The following is a 16,740-nucleotide window of genomic DNA, read 5'->3' as shown; positions in this document are numbered from 1 at the left end:
CAGAATACTTTTTCCTGAGCCTTTCCATCTTGTTGTTTTCAATTATAGATAAAGCTATTATGCAACATTCTGATTCTCATCATCTAGTTGAGGTAAATCTTCATCGCTACCAATTGCTTTTAAACCTAACATTGTTACCGTCACTCCCAAAGCTAATGTTACAACTCCCCCAATCGTCTTGAACACTCGCTCATGAAATTTCTGCTGCTGTAAATATAATTCCGTTATTTTATCAGCTTCTTCCATCATTTTTTCAGAAAAGTCCCTTCTTTCCTCCTCTGTTAAGTTTTCTTGTTCCAGCTGATTTGCGAAGGTCTCAAGAACATACTGATGTGCATGAACTGCTTGTTCATATTCTTCTTTATTTGTTTCTAAAATTGTTTTGCATAACTGTGTATAATTTTCTATTGCTGATTCCACAAACTCTACATATACTGGGAACTGCTTTATTATTTCAAGCGCCACTTCCTTTTCCATATATGGAATCATAGATGTAAACTCCATCACTTTATCCTTTGTTAAATTTCGAAATGATTCAATTTTTAACGCTTTTTTTACAGCTTCTTCTGAATGATATCTTTTTCTTATTTTCTTTTCCATGATTATGTTCCTACTTTGCTTCTTTGCGAATGGTGCCAATTTTTTTGTCACTTCTGGTATCTCTTCCATTTTTGTTTCTAATAGTCCCCGGTGGAAGACCATGCTTCTTTTCAAATGTTCCTACTCTACAATCACTTCTAGTTTTCCTCATGTTTTTTCTTCCTTTCATAATTCCGTATCAACAATGCACTTGTTGTTTACTGATGCTTCAAGTATAATAAAATCTATAAAGAAAATACACGCACAGCATGTGGACTTAACACCTGATAATTCTCATGTTCGGCGATATACGGGGAGGTTATTCTCATGGGGAAACAATCTACAAGAGAAAATAAAACAATTTATCAGATTTGCCGGGAAGAAGCCGGTCTTACCAGATTAGAAGCCAGCGAAAAAATGACTGCTGTTTCTGATTCTAAAATTGAAAAATTTGAATATGAAATGCAGGAACCTACACCTTATGATATTATCCAGATGGCAGACGCTTACGGGCGACCAGATCTCTGCAATTATTACTGCTCTCATAAATGCGAAATCGGTCACCGTTATGTCCCGGAAGTCGAAGTTTCTGACTTGTCCAATATAATCCTGGAAACCATTGCCAGTCTGAATGAGATTAATCCTCTTACCACACGTCTGATCCAGATTGCCCGTGACGGTAAGATCAGTGATGATGAGATCAAGGATTTTGCTTTTATCAGCAACAAACTGGATGAAATTTCTCTGGCAATAGATTCTCTGAATCTCTGGGTTGATAAAACAGCCGGAGAGCAGGGACTAAACATCGAATTGCTCAGAGAAGAAAAAAAGAAACAGAAATAAGTATGAAAAAACAAGGCAGCGAACCTATTTATGGTTCACTGCCTCTTTCCTTTACATATGCTGTAACTGGTTTATGATGTATTCCGTTCTGCGGATAGCTTCTTCCACCTGATGTCTAGCATTATTGATTCGATCCTGCACCATCCAATCCACAACAAATCCATCAAAAAAATAATCTGCAAAGGATAAGAAGTCTCCAGTATTGATGTTTAAATTACAAGCCACGTTCACATCATTTAATTCCCTACTGAAATTACGAAGATCATATTTCGCCTGTTCCATATTTTGTCTTGCCTGATCCATCTTGGAGTGTTTCAACATCGTAGAAAAGAATCCACCGCCAAACATATCCACCAAGCCCCAATTCTTTGCACTGTTCAGGTTCTCTTTTGCTGTCCGAAGACTACTTAACGCACGTTGTCCTGCTTCAATCGCTTCTCGTTTCTCTTTTTCTATATCATATCCCATAATTTCTTCCCTCCTCGTATTTTTATGAGTTAGATGATATAAGTGCAATGATTCCGCCGATGATCAACAATGGAAGTGCAATATAAATCAGTCCGCCAACAACCATTCCTATCAAAATCACCGGGAAAAATACAACTGTACAGAGCAGCTTTAAGATTCCCCAGGATGCTTTTACACCAAATATAAAAAATTTTCCAATAAACCAGATCATGCATATAGCAAATAATAACGATAACATATTCTACTCCTTCTGACTCCTGTTATGATTTGAATCATTCATTTTTTTGATTGTTTACTTGATATAAACTCAGATGTATTTCTCACACCGATTTTACTACTGAATTCTGGGTTCTTCTCTATTTTTTCAATCATCCGAATTATCCTTATTCTCTGTGCTGTATCCATCTGCTCACCTCATTCTAACAGTTCTGCCTTTTGATATTGTCAGTATAACCGGATAACTTTTCAAAATATATACCTAATACAAAGAATTGAACATATGTAATTCTCAATTTTCGAGGAATAGTTGTTCCTCCTGTTCTTTCATCAAAATTCTTCATCACGGAATGCTTCCAGATATTCATCAATAAGATCCAGATTAACTAACACAATTCGTTTGACATGGTATACTGCTCTGGCATCTTTCGCTAACTGTTAGAGTATATGAAGTTTTGGCTTTATCTTGTAGTTTGCGAATATCCGTATAAATGAAAAGTCTAATCCCCCAGCTATGCTGGGGGATTAGACTTTTCATTTAGCTTGTTTCTTGACTACTCAGGAAAAATATTTCTACCCTCGCCCCACCTGTATTTTCAGAATTTGAAAGTTTAATACCTCCACCATATTTTTCAGCCACAGTTTTTGCAAAAAATAGTCCCATTCCATAATGGGCTTCGCCATTTCTACTTGTGTCATCCATAAAAAACTGCTCTGTGCCATGCAATAATGCTTCTTTTGTAAATCCTGATCCGCTATCCTCCACAATGAATGTCAGCCGGCCATCCTGCTCCTTTGCGTCAATATAAATGATTCCATTTTCTTTTGTATGCTCCACTGCATTCTGAATCACATTCATTACGGCTCGGAACATTGGATCATAAGCAATCGTTACCTTTTTATCACTTTGTCCCGCCTTCCAATCTATTTTCTGGTGATAGATTTCTACCAGTCCGAGTGCCTGTTCCTTTATATCTGCGAAAAAATCTTCTAACCTCACCGTTGTATAGGTAACATCACTGCAATTCCATGATTTTGTGACATCTATCAACTGTTTTACATAACTTTGTATCTGTGTTGTGCCGTTCAAAACATAAGTGATATTATTCTTCTGTTCTGTGGTCAGTTCAGTCTCTGAAAGTAGTTCTGCATTTCCCCGTACAATCGTAAGAGGTGTTTTAATATCATGCGCCAAAGCAGACATCTGTTGTTTCTTTTCCTGCTCTGTTTTCCACTGCTTTTCTAAAGATTCTCGCAATGCATCTCGCATATCATCGATTGCCGATAAACAGTCATCAAACTCTTTGATACCGGAACAGGATGTCTCATATTCCAGATTTTGATCCTTTATTTGTCTGATTGCGTCTAATACAGGCTGCATCTGCTTTTTGATTCTTTTTCCAAAACGTATGGACGGAATGATGATAATCGCTACCGCTCCAATCACTGACATAATACTCATCACATTCTGTGGTCCTATAAAATGCTCCCTCAAAAAAGCTGAATGATATTGAGGTGTCAGGCGATATTGCAATACAACATATTCATTTTCCCTTACAATTACTTTATAAAAATATTTCCCGGATGCGTTTCCGTACTTTGCAACATTCCATGCTATCTGTTCGTATTGTTCTGACAGATCTCCACCTATTTTCTCTCCATTCTCTGAAAAGATTACATAATCACAAAGTGCGGGAATCATCTCAGCAGTCACTTTATCTGCACGTAGAATCGTATCATATGCTTCATTAATCTTTTGCTCTGCATAATTTGCCGGATAAATACAGCCCACACTAATCAAAAGGCACAGCAGCAGATAAGCAACAATCACCAAACCAACTAATGATCCAAGCATGACCAGTACATATCTCATAAAAATCCTGCTGAGTGCATTGCTTCTCTTTACTCTTCCCATTTATATCCAATCCCCCAGACTGTTTTTATCGGCATATAATCATAATCCGCAAATTTTGCTCTTATATTTTTGATATGCGTGATTATAGTACTGTCATTACTCTCATTGTCAAAGCCAAAGACCGCTTCCAATATCTGTTCCTTCGAGAAAACCTGTCCTCTGTTTTTAGCCAGAAATTCACAGATTTCGTACTCTGCTTTCGTAAACGGAAGTTCTTTATCATCCATCAACAGTTTCTTTTGAGACATCTGAATGCAGACTCTCCCTAAAACCATCCGGACAGAATGTTCCCTGTGCTCTCTTCTAAGATGTGCATTGATCCTTGCCCGAAGTTCCATCACTCCAAATGGCTTTGAAATATAATCATCTGCTCCTAAAGAGAGTCCGTTTACCAGACTGTTTTCCTCCGTTTTTGCCGTAAGAAACAAAATCGGACAATCCACAAGTATCCTAATTCTTTTGCATAATTCGAAGCCATCAATTCCAGGCATCATAATGTCCAGTAAAATCAGGTCATAACGATGTAATTCTTCCATATTAATTTTTAGTGGATTACTTACTTTGGTAACCAGATGTCCATCCTTATTCAAAATGCTTTCTATCATTTCCAGAATTGCCGGTTCATCATCAACTGCCAGTATTTTTGCCATAGTTTCCCTCGATTCTATTCCGATATTCTGTTTCCTTCCCAGTGGTTTACCCACCAAAAATAGTATACCATACTAATCCCTGTAAATATTAAGCAACCTGGTATGAATGACAACCATTCACCTACACTAGTTTCTCCCAATACAGATTGCAGATAAGTATATGGTACTCTACCCGTCCAGCAGACAAATACATATTTCCACACATAATCTCCAAGTCCGGTAAGCATCAATGCACTAATTAGTCCTGATATAATCCCTGCTCCAATGGATACCCCTTTTCCAAACTGAAAAGCCAGAATCAGCTGCCACAGATAAAGTGGAACACTGCTTCCCCACAGCAGCAATGCTGCAAATATACATCCTTTCATGATTTCGATATCGCTTGATGCGATTCTTCCAAATCCAATTCCGAATATGATTGCTGTCAATAGGATAGAGCACAGACACAAAACCAGTAGCATCAACAGTTTCGATAAAAATGCTGCAGGTTTATCCGGTAAAGACAACAGGTTTTGAAAATTACCTGCATTTTGTTCTTGTTCCATCACACTTGCTGTAAAAATTCCAATAAGTACCGGAAGTCCTGCTCCTATTGCCTGATAAAATGCAATCACTTTCATATTTTCATTCCATGGTGAAAAAAAGTAATATATTAAAAATATAACGCTGGTTATAATCGGAATCAGTAAGTGTGCCAGAATCACAGATGTTCCTTTCATCTTTCGCAAGTCTGCATTAAGAGATCTTCCAATCATCTTATTTCACCTCTCTTCTCTCAAACCATTTCAAAAACAGAACCGTTACAAAAACAAACCAGATGATTGAGAGACACATTCCCGGAACAATGACTCCCGTATCCAAAAGAGGATTCCCTGCTTCTGCGGCAAGTCCATTTGGTAAAACATGAAGCAACGGGCACATCATTCGCATAGGGATTGCAGAAACAAGTACATACCAGATTCTGGTTTGTGATATTACCACACCGCTGACGGTAATAAACAGGCAGACGAACAGGTTTACAATCATTCCAAATCGTTCACTTAAAAATAAAGCTACCGGAATCTCCCATAACTCAGAAACCGTCAGAAACAATACTGCAATCAACGCTCCTCCAACTGGAACATGTGTCGTTAGAAGAAAGCCTCCAAGCGTTGCTCCTGCAAACACAATCACATTAGAAAACAAAATCATGTACCCAATATAAATAATTTTCCCCAGCAACAATTTTCTTCTATCTGTGGGAATAGTCATTAAATGATAGTATTTTATCTTTTTCTCCTGCGCCACAGAAAGATAACAAAATAGAGCAATCATCCCCGGCAGCAAAAGTGTATACCACCAGTTCCAAACACTTTCTGCATAAGCATTTGTCATCCCAAGAGTAAATATAAATGCCATGACAAATGTAAGAAGAGGAAATCCCCAGATAAACTTTTTTCGCATGGTTCTTTTGGCTTTTTGATGTTCTGCTTTTATAATATTAACCATGGATTTCACCTGCTTTCTGGTTTTTTCTTACCACATTCATAAACAAATCTTCAAGATTATCTCCCTGCTTTAATGCTCCTTCGTATCCTAAGATTCCACCTGAAATAATCCCGACTTTATCTGCAAGTAACTGTACCTCTGAGAGAATATGACTGGAGAGAATTACAGTGATTCCCTGTTCCGGAAAAGACCGGATCAGCTCTCGTAATTCCTCGATTCCTATTGGATCTAATCCATTCGTAGGTTCATCCAATATCAAAAGTTCCGGTTCTCCAAGCAATGCCATTGCAATGCCTAGTCTTTGCTTCATTCCCAAAGAAAACTGTCCTGCTTTCTTCTTTCCGGTGTTTGTAAGTGATACAATCTGCAAGACCTCATCAATTCTGTTTTCATCTGTACCAAGCAATAATTGTCTTACCTTCAAATTCTCTCTGGCGGAAAGATTTTCATAAATAGGCGGATTCTCAATTAACGCTCCTATTTTTGATAAATCTTTCCTATCCCAAAGTTTTCCATCAAAGTAAATCTTTCCTGCAGTTGGTTTCATCATACCAGTCAACATTTTCAATGTGGTAGATTTTCCCGCACCATTCGGTCCAAGCAGTCCATAAATCTGTTTCTTTTCTATATTAAGTGAAACATTATTTACCGCTTTCTGCTTTCTAAAATATTTACACAAATTTTGTGTCTGCAACATCATTTCCATCTTTACTATCCTTCCTTCCATATTTCATTTCTTACTGAAATATAACCTAACAGAAAAAAATAAAGATTTGATGAAGATTGCTAAATAATTCGTCTACTCTATTTTTATTCTCGTATGGAATAAACCATCAATTGAATATCATTATCAGAACTCGGCTTTCCACTGAAATCAGCAAAGCTGTTACAAATACGAAGTCCTAATTTACCGAATATCTCCGTGATTTCATCCAAACTATATAACCTTATAGGATTTCCTTCTTTCATTTCAGGCTTATAAAGTGCTTCTCCATACATATAGTCTACCTGCCCATCAATTCAAGTGCTTCATCTATCTTAATGATGACGAATATGGCAGAGTAATACAATCACTTATCCGTTTAAAGAACAGCCTGATAGCACAAGGCAGATATACCGACGGGGTTGACAATGTTCTCTGCAAGGTAATGTCAGCCAAGAAAAGAAAGCTCAAAATCAAATATTTCTGAATAAGAAAATAGACCGCCTACACGATGTAAGCGGTCTTTGATTATTGTAGAGTAAGTCCGACAAACTTGAATTTTCAAATTAGTCTTTACAAATAACCTTTGAACCTTCACCATCAATTACAATTCCCTGACGGTTGTTAATTGGGCATAGATTCAAATCCGAAAACTCAGTCATTATTTTCTCGGTAACTTTCTTAAATGGTGCTGTAAGATAATGCGGAAGAACATAGAAATCAATCAAATCAAGCCCTGCATCATCTTCTTGTGAGTAGTCCTCTGGCTTTTTATCCATTTGCTCGATATATTGGATGCTTGGAGCGCATATAATCGCACCTGCCGATTCACCAATCATCAGTTTTCCCTTTGCCAATTCTTTCTTCAACAGCTCATCCGTTCCCGTTTTACGGAGCTGGTCTATAAGGAAAAAAGAATTTCCGCCGGTAAAATATATCACATCCGCATCTTCAAAAACAGACTGTATCGTTGAATAAGCCTCCGTTGAAATATCAATTTCAGTTACGATTGCTCCCAACTTTTTGAATAATTTTCGAGCCGAGCCGACATAACCGGTGTAGCCTTCACGCAGCGAAGCTGTTGGAATAAATGCGACTTTTTTATTTTCAACTTCTTCCTTTATCAGACTTCCTACACTTGAAAAGTGCGAACATAAAAATAGGTTCATCAATATTCTCCTTTATAAATTGCGATTTGCAAGGAACAATTCCTTGTCCCCTACACCATAATTACTATGTATTTGCATCTACAAACTAGAAGTTGTTTATTAAACCTTTTTAACCTTAACCAACAACATCATAGGTCTACGCATTTCATTACACATTCCCGGCATACCCATCATATCTGCCGGAGGCATTGCTTCCTCAATAGCCTCAATTTGAAAACCACATTTTATAAGTGGATTCAATATCTGCGTTAATGTGTGGTGCTGTTTAATTACTCGTTGACCAAGAAAATTGGTTTCTCTTTCGCCTGGGTAATAGTAATTGTCGATTGGCCAATATTTAGGTTTCCCATTTTCATCATAAATCCAATCCTCATTAACACCTGCGGTGAAAGTCGGATGTTCAATATTGAATAGGAAATACCCACCTACTTTTAATGTGCAATACACCTTTTGATAAACATTAGCTAAATTTTCGATATAGTGCAGTACCAGGTTAGAAACAACTAGGTCATAAGTATTTTCAGGATAAATGTATTCTTCAACACCGCAAACTTTATACTTGATTTTGTCATCAGAGTTATCAGCTACTGCTTTTGCAATCATTTTTTGACTACTATCAATACCAAGAATTTCAGTAGCTCCCATTTGTGCGGCATATTTGCAATGCCAACCGTAACCACATCCTAAATCCAAAACTTTTTTTCCCTGTAATTTAGGGAATAACGGTTGCAACTGATGCCACTCTCCAGCAGCTTTCAGACCATCTTTGCTTCTTCCCATTTCCGCATATGCGGCAAAAAATTCACTATTATCGTAAATATTTCTCATTGATAATTACCTCCACAACTTCCTATTTCTCAGTTTCAAAAACTTGAAGTTGTTAATTGCAGTCTCAGAACAGCGATCAGTTCTTCGCCGTCCATTTCACCGGTTTCTTCGAAACCGAAAGAGCGATACATCTGACGGGCAACTGCATTATCGGGTTCATATGATAGCCAACAGTATTCCGCTTCTCCACAAGGCATAGATTTTATGAACTCTAATGCAAGGCTGACCGCTTCTTTTCCGTACCCTCTGTTTTGATATGCCTTATCGATCATAAGACGCCACAGATTATAGTTTCCCTTTGCAATTTCAGGTGCATCCGTCCAATAATCATCAACATCAAAACCAATCATCAGGAAGCCTACAGGCTTATCCTCATCATATATACCAAACGGGAATGCATGACCGTTTCCCGTAATTGCAGTATACGCTTCAATGATGCTGATCTCATTGGTGGCAACGAAGTTCTTCTGCGATTTCGATACCGTCAGTTTCAGGATATCCCAGACATTATTACCATTTACTTTTTCTAAATGAAGCATATATCTTTACCTCGCTAAATATCGATTTGCATTTCCATTCATTTTAGAAAATGGGCAACTCCGATTGGAATTGCCCACCCATTGCACTAATTATGCGATTTTCCCTTGCTTGCACCGATTTCTGCATCAATTGATGTAAGTTTAATGTAAATCGCTGTTTTTTTAGTTTTTTATCAAATGAAGTACGTCCCGTCTATTTGGTAAAACGGTACATCTTTACATCATCTTAATAGAGCTTAGCACCTGCTGGGATTCTGTCATTTACCATCAGAAGGTTCAGTCCCTCGTGACCATCTTCCTCGTGTACTGCTGAAATCAGCATACCCTCGGAATCAATTCCCATCATCTTTCTCGGTGGCAGGTTAACGATAGCGATTGCTGTCTTACCAACCAGTTCTTCCGGCTCGTAATACTCGTGAATACCACTTAAAATCACGCGATCCTTGCGTTCTCCGTCATCCAGTACAAACTTCAGAAGCTTCTTGGATTTCGGAACTGCTTCACACTCAAGAATCTTAACTGCACGGAAATCAGATTTTGCAAATGTATCGAAATCAACCATTTCTTCAAAGATTGGTTCAATCTTCACATTGGAGAAATCAACCTTCTCAGCTACTTTTGTCTCTGCCGGAGCTGCTGCACCAGACTGAGCTGCGTTGTTTGCTTCGTTCTTAGCAGCGCCCTGTGATTTCATTGTCGGGATTGCGATTCCTAGCATATAGTATACAATTTATTTTCCTTTATTGCAACACTGAATTGCCTTTTATCACTTATTTTATGAACTCTTAAACCTGATTAAGACTTCTTAGTTTGTCGTACTCCTGTCGTACTTTACAAATTTTGTCGTACCTCCTCAGCAAAACCAAATCAGACTCTTTCCTAAAATACATCTAATTTTCTTGCCAGTTCTTGTATCGACTCATGTTTTTTTGTTTCGGTAACTTCTGCATAAATGTCCATCGTAGTTTCAATATCTGCATGTCCCATGATAGACTGAATTACCTTTAAATTTGTTTCATTTTCACAAAACCTAGAACAAAAAGTATGCCTCAAATGATGACATGAAAAATGTGGTATTAAAATCGGCTCTCTTTTTTCCTTAGCAGCTTTTACTACTTCTTCAGCATTATACGCCTCATATATACGTTTAATGGCTCTATTGATAGCTTGCGGATTATGTACATTTCCAAAGCGATTTGAAAAAATAAATCCTGTCATGCCATCAATTTCTGTTTCATTAAATCCATTTTCTTCTTGAAAAGCATATTCTTTTTTCAGAGCTTCATAAACTGTATCCATCATAGGGATAATCCGTATACCCGCCTCAGTCTTTGGCAATGATATAGAAAATGAACACATCGAATGTTCTTTATATTCTCTACTGTAATAAACCAAACTATGATTAATACTAATGAGCCTCTTTTTGAAATCTATGTCTTCCCATCGGATTCCTACTGCTTCGCCTATTCTGCAACCAGTACCAAGCAAAAACTTGAATAATGTCACCCAGTTTTCAAATTTTTCATTATCTTCAACATATCTTATAAAAGCTCTTTGTTGCTCTAAGGTTAAGGCATGTCTTACACCATGATTTCTTCCGGGCAACTTCTTGATTTGTGCCATTACTCCATCACTCGGATTATTTCTAATAATATTATCTCTTACTGCTAATTGAAAGGTTGGATGCAACACTGTCTGAATAATCTCAAGTGTATTCACTTGTATTTTCTTATCTTTCAGCAAATGATGATAGAACTGTAGAACATCTGAGAACTTGATAGTAGAAATCTTCTTTTTACCAAAGCCATTTCTCACAAAACGATCATACATATATTTGTAGTTCGTTCTCGTTGTGGCTCTTAACTCTGATTTTGTAGAAATGTATCTATCAAAAACAAAATTAACCGTTGCACTCCCTGCAACATAAGTATCCAAGCCATCCAATTGATCTTTGATTAACTGTTCTTCACGTTCTCTTAATGTCTTAATATCTTTTGAATAAATGCTCCGTCTTCTACCTAACGTATCCGTATATGTATATACATATTTCCCATCACATTTACGTTGTGTTTCTCCCTTTCTTAATACTCTGCCTTTCTTATCTTTCCTTGAATATGTCATTGTTCTCCTTTCTCAAGGAAAGAGTTCTCACATTTAGCTTCTTTCGGAATCTTCCATTGCATATTGCAAATCAATTCCCTTTTGTAGCACGTCTGTTATGGTCATGTCATGTTTGGACGCATATTCTTTTAATTTTGTGGCTTCTTCTTCCGTCAACTTCAATCCAATCAAAGTATTTTTCGGATTTGCTGACTTTGGTCTTCCCATCTTCGCCACTCTATACACCTCCATTCATTTCTCCTTTATTATACTTTTAGTTTAACCATAAGTCAAGTGCGTTTTTCTTCATTTTGAAAAATCTTTCCCCTATATAAAATACATTTATCCTCTATACTCGAAATGTTTCAAGATACTCATCAAATATATCCAAATCAACCAGTACCATACGATCTATCTTTAAAATAGCTCCGGCATCTTTTGCTAATGCCTGAAACTTGTTCAGCCCCATACTATACATTTCTGCACCTTCTTTATATCTGACCAATCTTTTCCTTTTTTCTTTTTTTGTTTCTCTTTGCATATTTTTTATTCCTTTTCTTTAACGACATTATTTTAAATAATCCTGCAGATGACTACGGGATATAGTCACATTGGATTTTCACCATCTTTTCAGACCGGACAGCCTTCTCCGGAAGTATCATTATCAAAAATAGTATCCTCGCACAAAATTCCCATTTTTGTTTGCAACTCAATATTACTCGCTCGTATCACTCAGCTTTATGACATGATGTCGCAAAGTTGAAAAATTCAATAGTCATGGCGTACTGATTACCGGCTCCACTACTTTCTATGTTCTGCAGGAAGAATATCTAATTATCAAGGTGCAATACTCATTATTTTTCAAGAATTTTTAGTGTATCAATTTAAATCCTAAAACTGTTTTCAGTAATTTTGATTCTAATCTGCTACGCAAAGTTTCATCTACACAATAATACTCATTTCCATATTCGTCATACATTTTTCGTACAGACAAGCAAGATATGTATCCCTCATAATGTTTCATTACTTTATTGATTGATACAATATCTCCCTCCACTGCCTTTTGAACAACAGCAAACGGTAACACATTTATGCTCTTTTCATTTTTATCTGTAGTTTTCATATCCATATTCCTCCATCGTATTTTTCAACAGTTCTAAAGATCGTGTCCGATGTTCACATACTGTACTTCTCACAAGATTTAACTTACGAGCAATTGCAGCATCCGACATTCCCTGAAAATAAGATAAAAAAATGACTTCTTTTTTTCTTTCTGTCAGCGTTTCTATTGCTTTCGCCAACAATTCATTTTTTATCTTCACATCAAATTGTTCATCTGTTAGGAAATAGCTTTCTGCTGTATATTCATCTACTGTAGAAAGTTTCCAAAATTCTGTTTCCGGTAATTCGCAAAACAAAACTTCGTGTTTCTGACGATATGAAAGATGCCTTTCATAATCTATTTTTTCTCCTTGCAAAGCCAATTTACATTTACGATCAAATTGGTGCCTAATTGTTTCTTCATCATAGGAAGAAGATTGCTCCATAGAGTTCACCTCCTCCCTATTTGAAGATAAGAGCAAAAGTCTTTTTCCTTTCGTTCTTATCCCGAATGATGTACATCAAATGTTCGACTATGAACAAAATAAATTTATTCTTGTAAATTAAAATGAATAAATTTTCATAATTAAAAAGCGAGAATAGTAGTTATTATCTACTGTTCTCGCTATCTCATCTGTTCTAATCTGCGTAATACATATTTTTTAGTTACTTCAAAATCTCATAAATATCCTCTATCTTTTTCACTAAACTATCAGGTGAACTATCAAGCACTCGCATATCTGCCACTTCACATAGTTTTTTATTAGGAGAATATACCGCCACTCCTATGTCTGCATTTTGTATCATTTCCATATCATTGGCATCATTTCCAAACACTATGATCTTTTTCACATCGGCAGTCAATCCAAGTTCTTGTAACATTTTCCATTTCGAACAATTTTCTGGAACTATATCTATTGTTTTGTCTGTGTGTTGATAAATTTTAATTTTTCCACTAATATCTTCTATCTTTTTCAATATACCCGAACTAATTCCTGTAACCACACCTATTTTATATACCTTACCCTTTATGTCACCCCATTCATGATATACCCTCTCATTTTTCGCCTCTTCTTTTAATATTTTAAAAAAATCAAGTTCACTATCCTTTGGAATAAAGATTTCATTTCCCATGTCTAAGTAAAATGGAATATTATTTTTTTCCAAATAATAACATATTTTCTCGTATACCTCTTTCGGAATACTTGCGTGTGCGATAACTTCATTATCTAAAACTGCAAATGCTCCATTGCACAAAATTAACGGATGATTCAGCAATTGCTTTGGCAGTACTTTTTTTACGCCTCTCAATGATCTTGAAGTAGCAAAAACTATTTTTTCTTTTCTTTTCTCCAATGACTTTAATGTTTCATACAAAACTGAATCTAACATCTGGTTGTCTATAATTATTGTTCCATCTAAATCAAATACAAACATGTTTCTCATATCGCTTATCCCTCTTATCAAATCAGTTTGCGCCTTATTAATTCAGGTAAAACAAATTTTTCTAAAATAGAAGCTACTTTTATTCCGTTTTTCTTATAATCTTTATCAATCCAGCAAAACTCTTTTATTTCATTATCTATATTTACTTCTCCTTCTACTTCACATAAATATACCTTTACCACAATTGGAATTTTCTCAAAAATTGCTATATCTTCATACTCATCTACATATTCCGCCTTCACAACTTTCAAGTTTACTTCTTCTTGTATTTCACGCTGTAACGTTTCTACATCTGTTTCTCCTATTTCCCTTTTCCCACCGGGAATAATAAATTCCGGGAAATTTTCTTTTGTTTTTTTACGAACAACGAGAACTTTTTTGTTTTTTATTATTATGCCACCTACTTTATCAATCATAGTCATCTGCCTCCCTTTACTTCATCAAGCACAATTTTTCTTCTATATACGTATCACAAACAGGCAACCTTGCATTTAAAAATTCCTTTATAGATTTTTCTTCTGCCTTGTTAAACGTATTGCTAAATAAGCATGTATCCTCCATAGACTGTATAGAAATTCCATTATCTAATAATCTATATTTCACATCTTTGGCTGAATTAACTTCTGATAATAATGTCTTATATTCTATTCCATACTTTTCATATAGCCCTCTAAAAATTTCTAGTGCCACGCCATTTTGCTCTGGAAAATCATTTTGATATTTCACACTTCCATCCGCCACAATATGTATATCATTTTTCAAGCAATATGTAATCGTTTCTATATGCATCGCCAATCTACATCCTAAACAAATCATATTCGTTTTGTACTGTGCAAAATCATTTTCTATATTTGCCAAAGCCAGTTTGCGGAAAAGTCCTCTATGCGATAATTCTTGTAGCAAAACATTTTCTTCTCCCATTAAATTTTTTAACTCTTGAAATCTAATTCGATGCAACCCATTAGAGATGCTTGCTCCATGATCATAATGCAATAAATGCACCCTATACCCCTCTTTTCTCAGCAATAGGGAAACTAAGCTGCAATCTATCCCTCCCGAAAATAAAACCACCACATTTTTATTTTTATTCTCTTGTAACATATCCATCTCGTTTTTCTTTCCTTTCTTTAATTATGTATAAAAATTTTTGTATTAAAGCACCTGATACAAAAGTAACAACAATTGTACCTATACCTATCGGTCCTTTTAGTCCCAATGCAATTATTAAAAAAATTGTTTCTATGTATGTTTTTCCCAATCTTATACTAATGCCTAATAAATTACTTATATTTAACATCAACTGATCTATTGGTCCTTTAGATAATCCTGCTGATATGTATAAAGCTATCCCAAAAGTATTTATCAGTATACCTATTATTAAAAAGAAAAATTGGCATACTCTTTCATTGGGATTGTAACCAATCATTTTCATCCAGAAATCAATGCACATACCTACAATTAAGCTCGTTAAAAATGAAAAAATATTCGGAATTTTTTTCTCCAAAATTGCATTTAAAAAAATCATTAGAATTCCTAAAGCCATACAGCACTTTCCAGCTGAGAAGTTTACTATTCTAGACATCCCCATGCATAAAGCGTCAAATGCCGCTACGCCTAAATCACTTTTCAACATAAGTACTGTTCCACACCCCATAAACATTAAACCCATGCCATACTTCAATATTCTATTTACTTCTTTATATTCCCATTTCATGCTTTTCCTCTTATTACTATAGATATATTCATGTTCTAAAGGTTTTCCCTCTTCTTTTTCCCTATTATTTTTGCCAATATTACCGTTACTAAGGTATATACTATAATTTCTAAACCATCCCTATAATCAATGATGAGAAAAAAAACATATAAGCATACTATTTTTACAGCATTCGCTTTTATCTTTTTAATAAAATAACATTTCTCAAAATTCTTAGCATCATAACATTTTATATTGCAAATTGCATATATATATAACATCATACATATAAATAATGCTATTCCATAAAAATTCTTCAAATTTGTGTATTTTACTATCACTAACAGTAATGCGACAACCGTACACGATAATAGCAAACACCATTTATATCTCGACAAATGTACTCCGCCCATATATGAACGTATTGAATAAAAAGTGAACAAAAATACTACGCTTTCTACTAGCATTCCTAAGGATATTCCAATTATTATAGTGAAAACTAAAAATATAATAAACTGGCATCCAACTAATAAGCCATACCGATAGATAATTAGTTCTTCACCGGTAAAATATCTTTTCACAAATTCGTTTATGAATTTTTCCATTAAAATTTTTTCAATCTTTCTAATTCTTTAGGTTTTCTTGGTTGATAAAAAATGCACATACAATACGTATTAGCTGCCATTGTACTAAAAAATAACGCCAACATCATCAATCCATTTACTGCTACATTTCGTTTTGCTTTCTTCATGTTTATTACCTCACTTTCTTTTGCATATATGAGTATATACCATTCTGCTTCCATACGCCGTTGCATGTAATTTTCTCCCTACTTACATGTAACTTTTTCTTGCACTCCACATATTGTTCTAAATGCTGTTTTTAATATTTTTTTAATATTTATATACATATTCGACCTAAAATAAGTCATATCTATATATTAAAACTATCCTATATGTCGTGTATTATACATTTATAGAAACTATTATTTAAAGAAGGTGA

The 16,740-nt window shown here is 35.4% G+C and carries 24 protein-coding genes and 2 pseudogenes; 1 reads left to right on the top strand and 25 read right to left on the bottom strand.

What is annotated here, in order from left to right:
* Window positions 1-57 precede the first annotated feature (57 nt).
* Window positions 58-714 carry a hypothetical protein gene (locus PGS38_RS04180; RefSeq protein ID WP_199596441.1) on the bottom strand — a complete coding sequence of 219 codons (657 nt, stop codon included), beginning with the start codon at window positions 712-714 and terminating at the stop codon, window positions 58-60.
* 192 nt (window positions 715-906) lie between these two features.
* On the opposite strand from PGS38_RS04180, the gene PGS38_RS04175 reads away from it, so the two are divergent.
* Window positions 907-1,422: a helix-turn-helix domain-containing protein gene (locus PGS38_RS04175; RefSeq protein WP_055182202.1), complete on the top strand. Its 516-nt coding sequence runs from the start codon at window positions 907-909 to the stop codon at window positions 1,420-1,422.
* Between the two features lie 51 nt (window positions 1,423-1,473).
* Here the strand turns inward: PGS38_RS04175 and PGS38_RS04170 are convergent, their stop codons facing one another.
* The 24 genes and pseudogenes from PGS38_RS04170 to PGS38_RS04060 all read right to left on the bottom strand — a co-directional run bounded on the left by PGS38_RS04170 (window position 1,474) and on the right by PGS38_RS04060 (window position 16,555).
* Window positions 1,474-1,890 (bottom strand): hypothetical protein, encoded by a 417-nt coding sequence (locus tag PGS38_RS04170; protein WP_055225697.1) that lies wholly within the window; start codon window positions 1,888-1,890, stop codon window positions 1,474-1,476.
* A gap of 22 nt (window positions 1,891-1,912) precedes the next feature.
* Window positions 1,913-2,128 carry a hypothetical protein gene (locus tag PGS38_RS04165; protein ID WP_055221652.1) on the bottom strand — a complete coding sequence of 72 codons (216 nt, stop codon included), beginning with the start codon at window positions 2,126-2,128 and terminating at the stop codon, window positions 1,913-1,915.
* Between the two features lie 308 nt (window positions 2,129-2,436).
* Window positions 2,437-2,532, bottom strand: a pseudogene (locus PGS38_RS04160) (DUF6462 family protein); the annotation flags it as partial.
* Window positions 2,533-2,644: 112 nt separating this feature from the next.
* The gene (locus PGS38_RS04155) at window positions 2,645-4,021 is read right to left on the bottom strand and encodes a sensor histidine kinase (RefSeq protein ID WP_055267396.1); all 1,377 of its coding nucleotides are present in this window, start codon (window positions 4,019-4,021) and stop codon (window positions 2,645-2,647) included.
* Window positions 4,009-4,671: a response regulator transcription factor gene (locus tag PGS38_RS04150; protein WP_055195474.1), complete on the bottom strand. Its 663-nt coding sequence runs from the start codon at window positions 4,669-4,671 to the stop codon at window positions 4,009-4,011. Before PGS38_RS04150 ends, PGS38_RS04155 begins: the two co-directional genes overlap by 13 nt.
* A 14-nt stretch (window positions 4,672-4,685) precedes the next feature.
* Window positions 4,686-5,426 carry a lantibiotic immunity ABC transporter MutG family permease subunit gene (locus PGS38_RS04145; RefSeq protein WP_055040007.1) on the bottom strand — a complete coding sequence of 247 codons (741 nt, stop codon included), beginning with the start codon at window positions 5,424-5,426 and terminating at the stop codon, window positions 4,686-4,688.
* A 1-nt stretch (window position 5,427) separates the two neighbouring features.
* Window positions 5,428-6,159, bottom strand: coding sequence for a lantibiotic immunity ABC transporter MutE/EpiE family permease subunit (locus PGS38_RS04140; protein WP_004853398.1), 732 nt, complete (start codon window positions 6,157-6,159; stop codon window positions 5,428-5,430).
* Window positions 6,152-6,865 carry a lantibiotic protection ABC transporter ATP-binding protein gene (locus tag PGS38_RS04135; protein ID WP_055225704.1) on the bottom strand — a complete coding sequence of 238 codons (714 nt, stop codon included), beginning with the start codon at window positions 6,863-6,865 and terminating at the stop codon, window positions 6,152-6,154. The genes PGS38_RS04140 and PGS38_RS04135 overlap by 8 nt, the downstream gene beginning before the upstream one ends.
* A 104-nt stretch (window positions 6,866-6,969) precedes the next feature.
* Window positions 6,970-7,158: a hypothetical protein gene (locus PGS38_RS04130; RefSeq protein ID WP_055040005.1), complete on the bottom strand. Its 189-nt coding sequence runs from the start codon at window positions 7,156-7,158 to the stop codon at window positions 6,970-6,972.
* Window positions 7,159-7,428: 270 nt separating this feature from the next.
* Entirely contained in the window at window positions 7,429-8,031 is a 603-nt protein-coding gene (locus PGS38_RS04125) for a Type 1 glutamine amidotransferase-like domain-containing protein (protein WP_270475957.1), read from the bottom strand.
* A 99-nt stretch (window positions 8,032-8,130) separates the two neighbouring features.
* A complete protein-coding gene (locus PGS38_RS04120; protein WP_055225707.1) occupies window positions 8,131-8,859 on the bottom strand; it encodes a class I SAM-dependent methyltransferase in 729 nt (242 codons plus the stop codon).
* Window positions 8,860-8,894: 35 nt separating this feature from the next.
* Window positions 8,895-9,398, bottom strand: a complete 504-nt coding sequence (locus PGS38_RS04115) for a GNAT family N-acetyltransferase (protein ID WP_022461045.1) — start codon at window positions 9,396-9,398, stop codon at window positions 8,895-8,897.
* Window positions 9,399-9,624: 226 nt separating this feature from the next.
* Window positions 9,625-10,107: pseudogene (gene metG / locus PGS38_RS04110) on the bottom strand (methionine--tRNA ligase subunit beta); the annotation flags it as partial.
* A 170-nt stretch (window positions 10,108-10,277) separates the two neighbouring features.
* The gene (locus PGS38_RS04105; RefSeq protein ID WP_270402328.1) at window positions 10,278-11,519 is read right to left on the bottom strand and encodes a tyrosine-type recombinase/integrase; all 1,242 of its coding nucleotides are present in this window, start codon (window positions 11,517-11,519) and stop codon (window positions 10,278-10,280) included.
* Window positions 11,520-11,552: 33 nt separating this feature from the next.
* A complete protein-coding gene (locus PGS38_RS04100) occupies window positions 11,553-11,735 on the bottom strand; it encodes a hypothetical protein (protein WP_242982012.1) in 183 nt (60 codons plus the stop codon).
* Window positions 11,736-11,847: 112 nt separating this feature from the next.
* Window positions 11,848-12,039 carry a DUF6462 family protein gene (locus PGS38_RS04095; protein WP_270402329.1) on the bottom strand — a complete coding sequence of 64 codons (192 nt, stop codon included), beginning with the start codon at window positions 12,037-12,039 and terminating at the stop codon, window positions 11,848-11,850.
* A gap of 330 nt (window positions 12,040-12,369) precedes the next feature.
* Complete coding sequence (locus PGS38_RS04090) at window positions 12,370-12,621, bottom strand: helix-turn-helix domain-containing protein (protein WP_270402330.1); 252 nt, start codon at window positions 12,619-12,621, stop codon at window positions 12,370-12,372.
* Complete coding sequence (locus PGS38_RS04085) at window positions 12,605-13,045, bottom strand: RNA polymerase sigma factor (protein ID WP_270402331.1); 441 nt, start codon at window positions 13,043-13,045, stop codon at window positions 12,605-12,607. Before PGS38_RS04085 ends, PGS38_RS04090 begins: the two co-directional genes overlap by 17 nt.
* 220 nt (window positions 13,046-13,265) lie before the next feature.
* Window positions 13,266-14,045: an HAD-IIB family hydrolase gene (locus PGS38_RS04080; protein WP_270402332.1), complete on the bottom strand. Its 780-nt coding sequence runs from the start codon at window positions 14,043-14,045 to the stop codon at window positions 13,266-13,268.
* Between the two features lie 17 nt (window positions 14,046-14,062).
* Complete coding sequence (locus PGS38_RS04075) at window positions 14,063-14,461, bottom strand: NUDIX hydrolase (protein ID WP_270402333.1); 399 nt, start codon at window positions 14,459-14,461, stop codon at window positions 14,063-14,065.
* 16 nt (window positions 14,462-14,477) lie between these two features.
* Complete coding sequence (locus PGS38_RS04070) at window positions 14,478-15,152, bottom strand: adenine nucleotide alpha hydrolase family protein (protein WP_270402334.1); 675 nt, start codon at window positions 15,150-15,152, stop codon at window positions 14,478-14,480.
* Entirely contained in the window at window positions 15,130-15,759 is a 630-nt protein-coding gene (locus tag PGS38_RS04065; RefSeq protein WP_270402335.1) for a YczE/YyaS/YitT family protein, read from the bottom strand. Before PGS38_RS04065 ends, PGS38_RS04070 begins: the two co-directional genes overlap by 23 nt.
* Window positions 15,760-15,794: 35 nt before the next feature.
* The gene (locus tag PGS38_RS17755) at window positions 15,795-16,343 is read right to left on the bottom strand and encodes an accessory gene regulator B family protein (RefSeq protein ID WP_270402336.1); all 549 of its coding nucleotides are present in this window, start codon (window positions 16,341-16,343) and stop codon (window positions 15,795-15,797) included.
* Complete coding sequence (locus PGS38_RS04060) at window positions 16,343-16,555, bottom strand: cyclic lactone autoinducer peptide (protein WP_270475955.1); 213 nt, start codon at window positions 16,553-16,555, stop codon at window positions 16,343-16,345. The genes PGS38_RS17755 and PGS38_RS04060 overlap by 1 nt, the downstream gene beginning before the upstream one ends.
* Window positions 16,556-16,740: the final 185 nt, after the last annotated feature.

The sequence above is a fragment of the Fusicatenibacter saccharivorans genome (assembly GCF_027667425.1).
GTDB lineage: Bacteria > Bacillota > Clostridia > Lachnospirales > Lachnospiraceae > Fusicatenibacter > Fusicatenibacter saccharivorans.
Note: the sequence above shows the minus strand (reverse complement) of the source record. Positions and strands in the feature narration are given on the sequence as shown.

Coding starts and splice junctions, on each gene's coding strand:
- PGS38_RS04175 (WP_055182202.1), top strand. CDS start 907: ATGGGGAAACAATCTACAAGAGAAAATAAAACAATTTATCAGATTTGC.
- PGS38_RS04170 (WP_055225697.1), bottom strand. CDS start 1,890: ATGGGATATGATATAGAAAAAGAGAAACGAGAAGCGATTGAAGCAGGA.
- PGS38_RS04165 (WP_055221652.1), bottom strand. CDS start 2,128: ATGTTATCGTTATTATTTGCTATATGCATGATCTGGTTTATTGGAAAA.
- PGS38_RS04155 (WP_055267396.1), bottom strand. CDS start 4,021: ATGGGAAGAGTAAAGAGAAGCAATGCACTCAGCAGGATTTTTATGAGA.
- PGS38_RS04150 (WP_055195474.1), bottom strand. CDS start 4,671: ATGGCAAAAATACTGGCAGTTGATGATGAACCGGCAATTCTGGAAATG.
- PGS38_RS04145 (WP_055040007.1), bottom strand. CDS start 5,426: ATGATTGGAAGATCTCTTAATGCAGACTTGCGAAAGATGAAAGGAACA.
- PGS38_RS04140 (WP_004853398.1), bottom strand. CDS start 6,159: ATGGTTAATATTATAAAAGCAGAACATCAAAAAGCCAAAAGAACCATG.
- PGS38_RS04135 (WP_055225704.1), bottom strand. CDS start 6,865: ATGGAAATGATGTTGCAGACACAAAATTTGTGTAAATATTTTAGAAAG.
- PGS38_RS04130 (WP_055040005.1), bottom strand. CDS start 7,158: ATGTATGGAGAAGCACTTTATAAGCCTGAAATGAAAGAAGGAAATCCT.
- PGS38_RS04125 (WP_270475957.1), bottom strand. CDS start 8,031: ATGAACCTATTTTTATGTTCGCACTTTTCAAGTGTAGGAAGTCTGATA.
- PGS38_RS04120 (WP_055225707.1), bottom strand. CDS start 8,859: ATGAGAAATATTTACGATAATAGTGAATTTTTTGCCGCATATGCGGAA.
- PGS38_RS04115 (WP_022461045.1), bottom strand. CDS start 9,398: ATGCTTCATTTAGAAAAAGTAAATGGTAATAATGTCTGGGATATCCTG.
- PGS38_RS04105 (WP_270402328.1), bottom strand. CDS start 11,519: ATGACATATTCAAGGAAAGATAAGAAAGGCAGAGTATTAAGAAAGGGA.
- PGS38_RS04095 (WP_270402329.1), bottom strand. CDS start 12,039: ATGCAAAGAGAAACAAAAAAAGAAAAAAGGAAAAGATTGGTCAGATAT.
- PGS38_RS04090 (WP_270402330.1), bottom strand. CDS start 12,621: ATGAAAACTACAGATAAAAATGAAAAGAGCATAAATGTGTTACCGTTT.
- PGS38_RS04085 (WP_270402331.1), bottom strand. CDS start 13,045: ATGGAGCAATCTTCTTCCTATGATGAAGAAACAATTAGGCACCAATTT.
- PGS38_RS04080 (WP_270402332.1), bottom strand. CDS start 14,045: ATGAGAAACATGTTTGTATTTGATTTAGATGGAACAATAATTATAGAC.
- PGS38_RS04075 (WP_270402333.1), bottom strand. CDS start 14,461: ATGATTGATAAAGTAGGTGGCATAATAATAAAAAACAAAAAAGTTCTC.
- PGS38_RS04070 (WP_270402334.1), bottom strand. CDS start 15,152: ATGGATATGTTACAAGAGAATAAAAATAAAAATGTGGTGGTTTTATTT.
- PGS38_RS04065 (WP_270402335.1), bottom strand. CDS start 15,759: ATGAAATGGGAATATAAAGAAGTAAATAGAATATTGAAGTATGGCATG.
- PGS38_RS17755 (WP_270402336.1), bottom strand. CDS start 16,343: ATGGAAAAATTCATAAACGAATTTGTGAAAAGATATTTTACCGGTGAA.
- PGS38_RS04060 (WP_270475955.1), bottom strand. CDS start 16,555: ATGCAACGGCGTATGGAAGCAGAATGGTATATACTCATATATGCAAAA.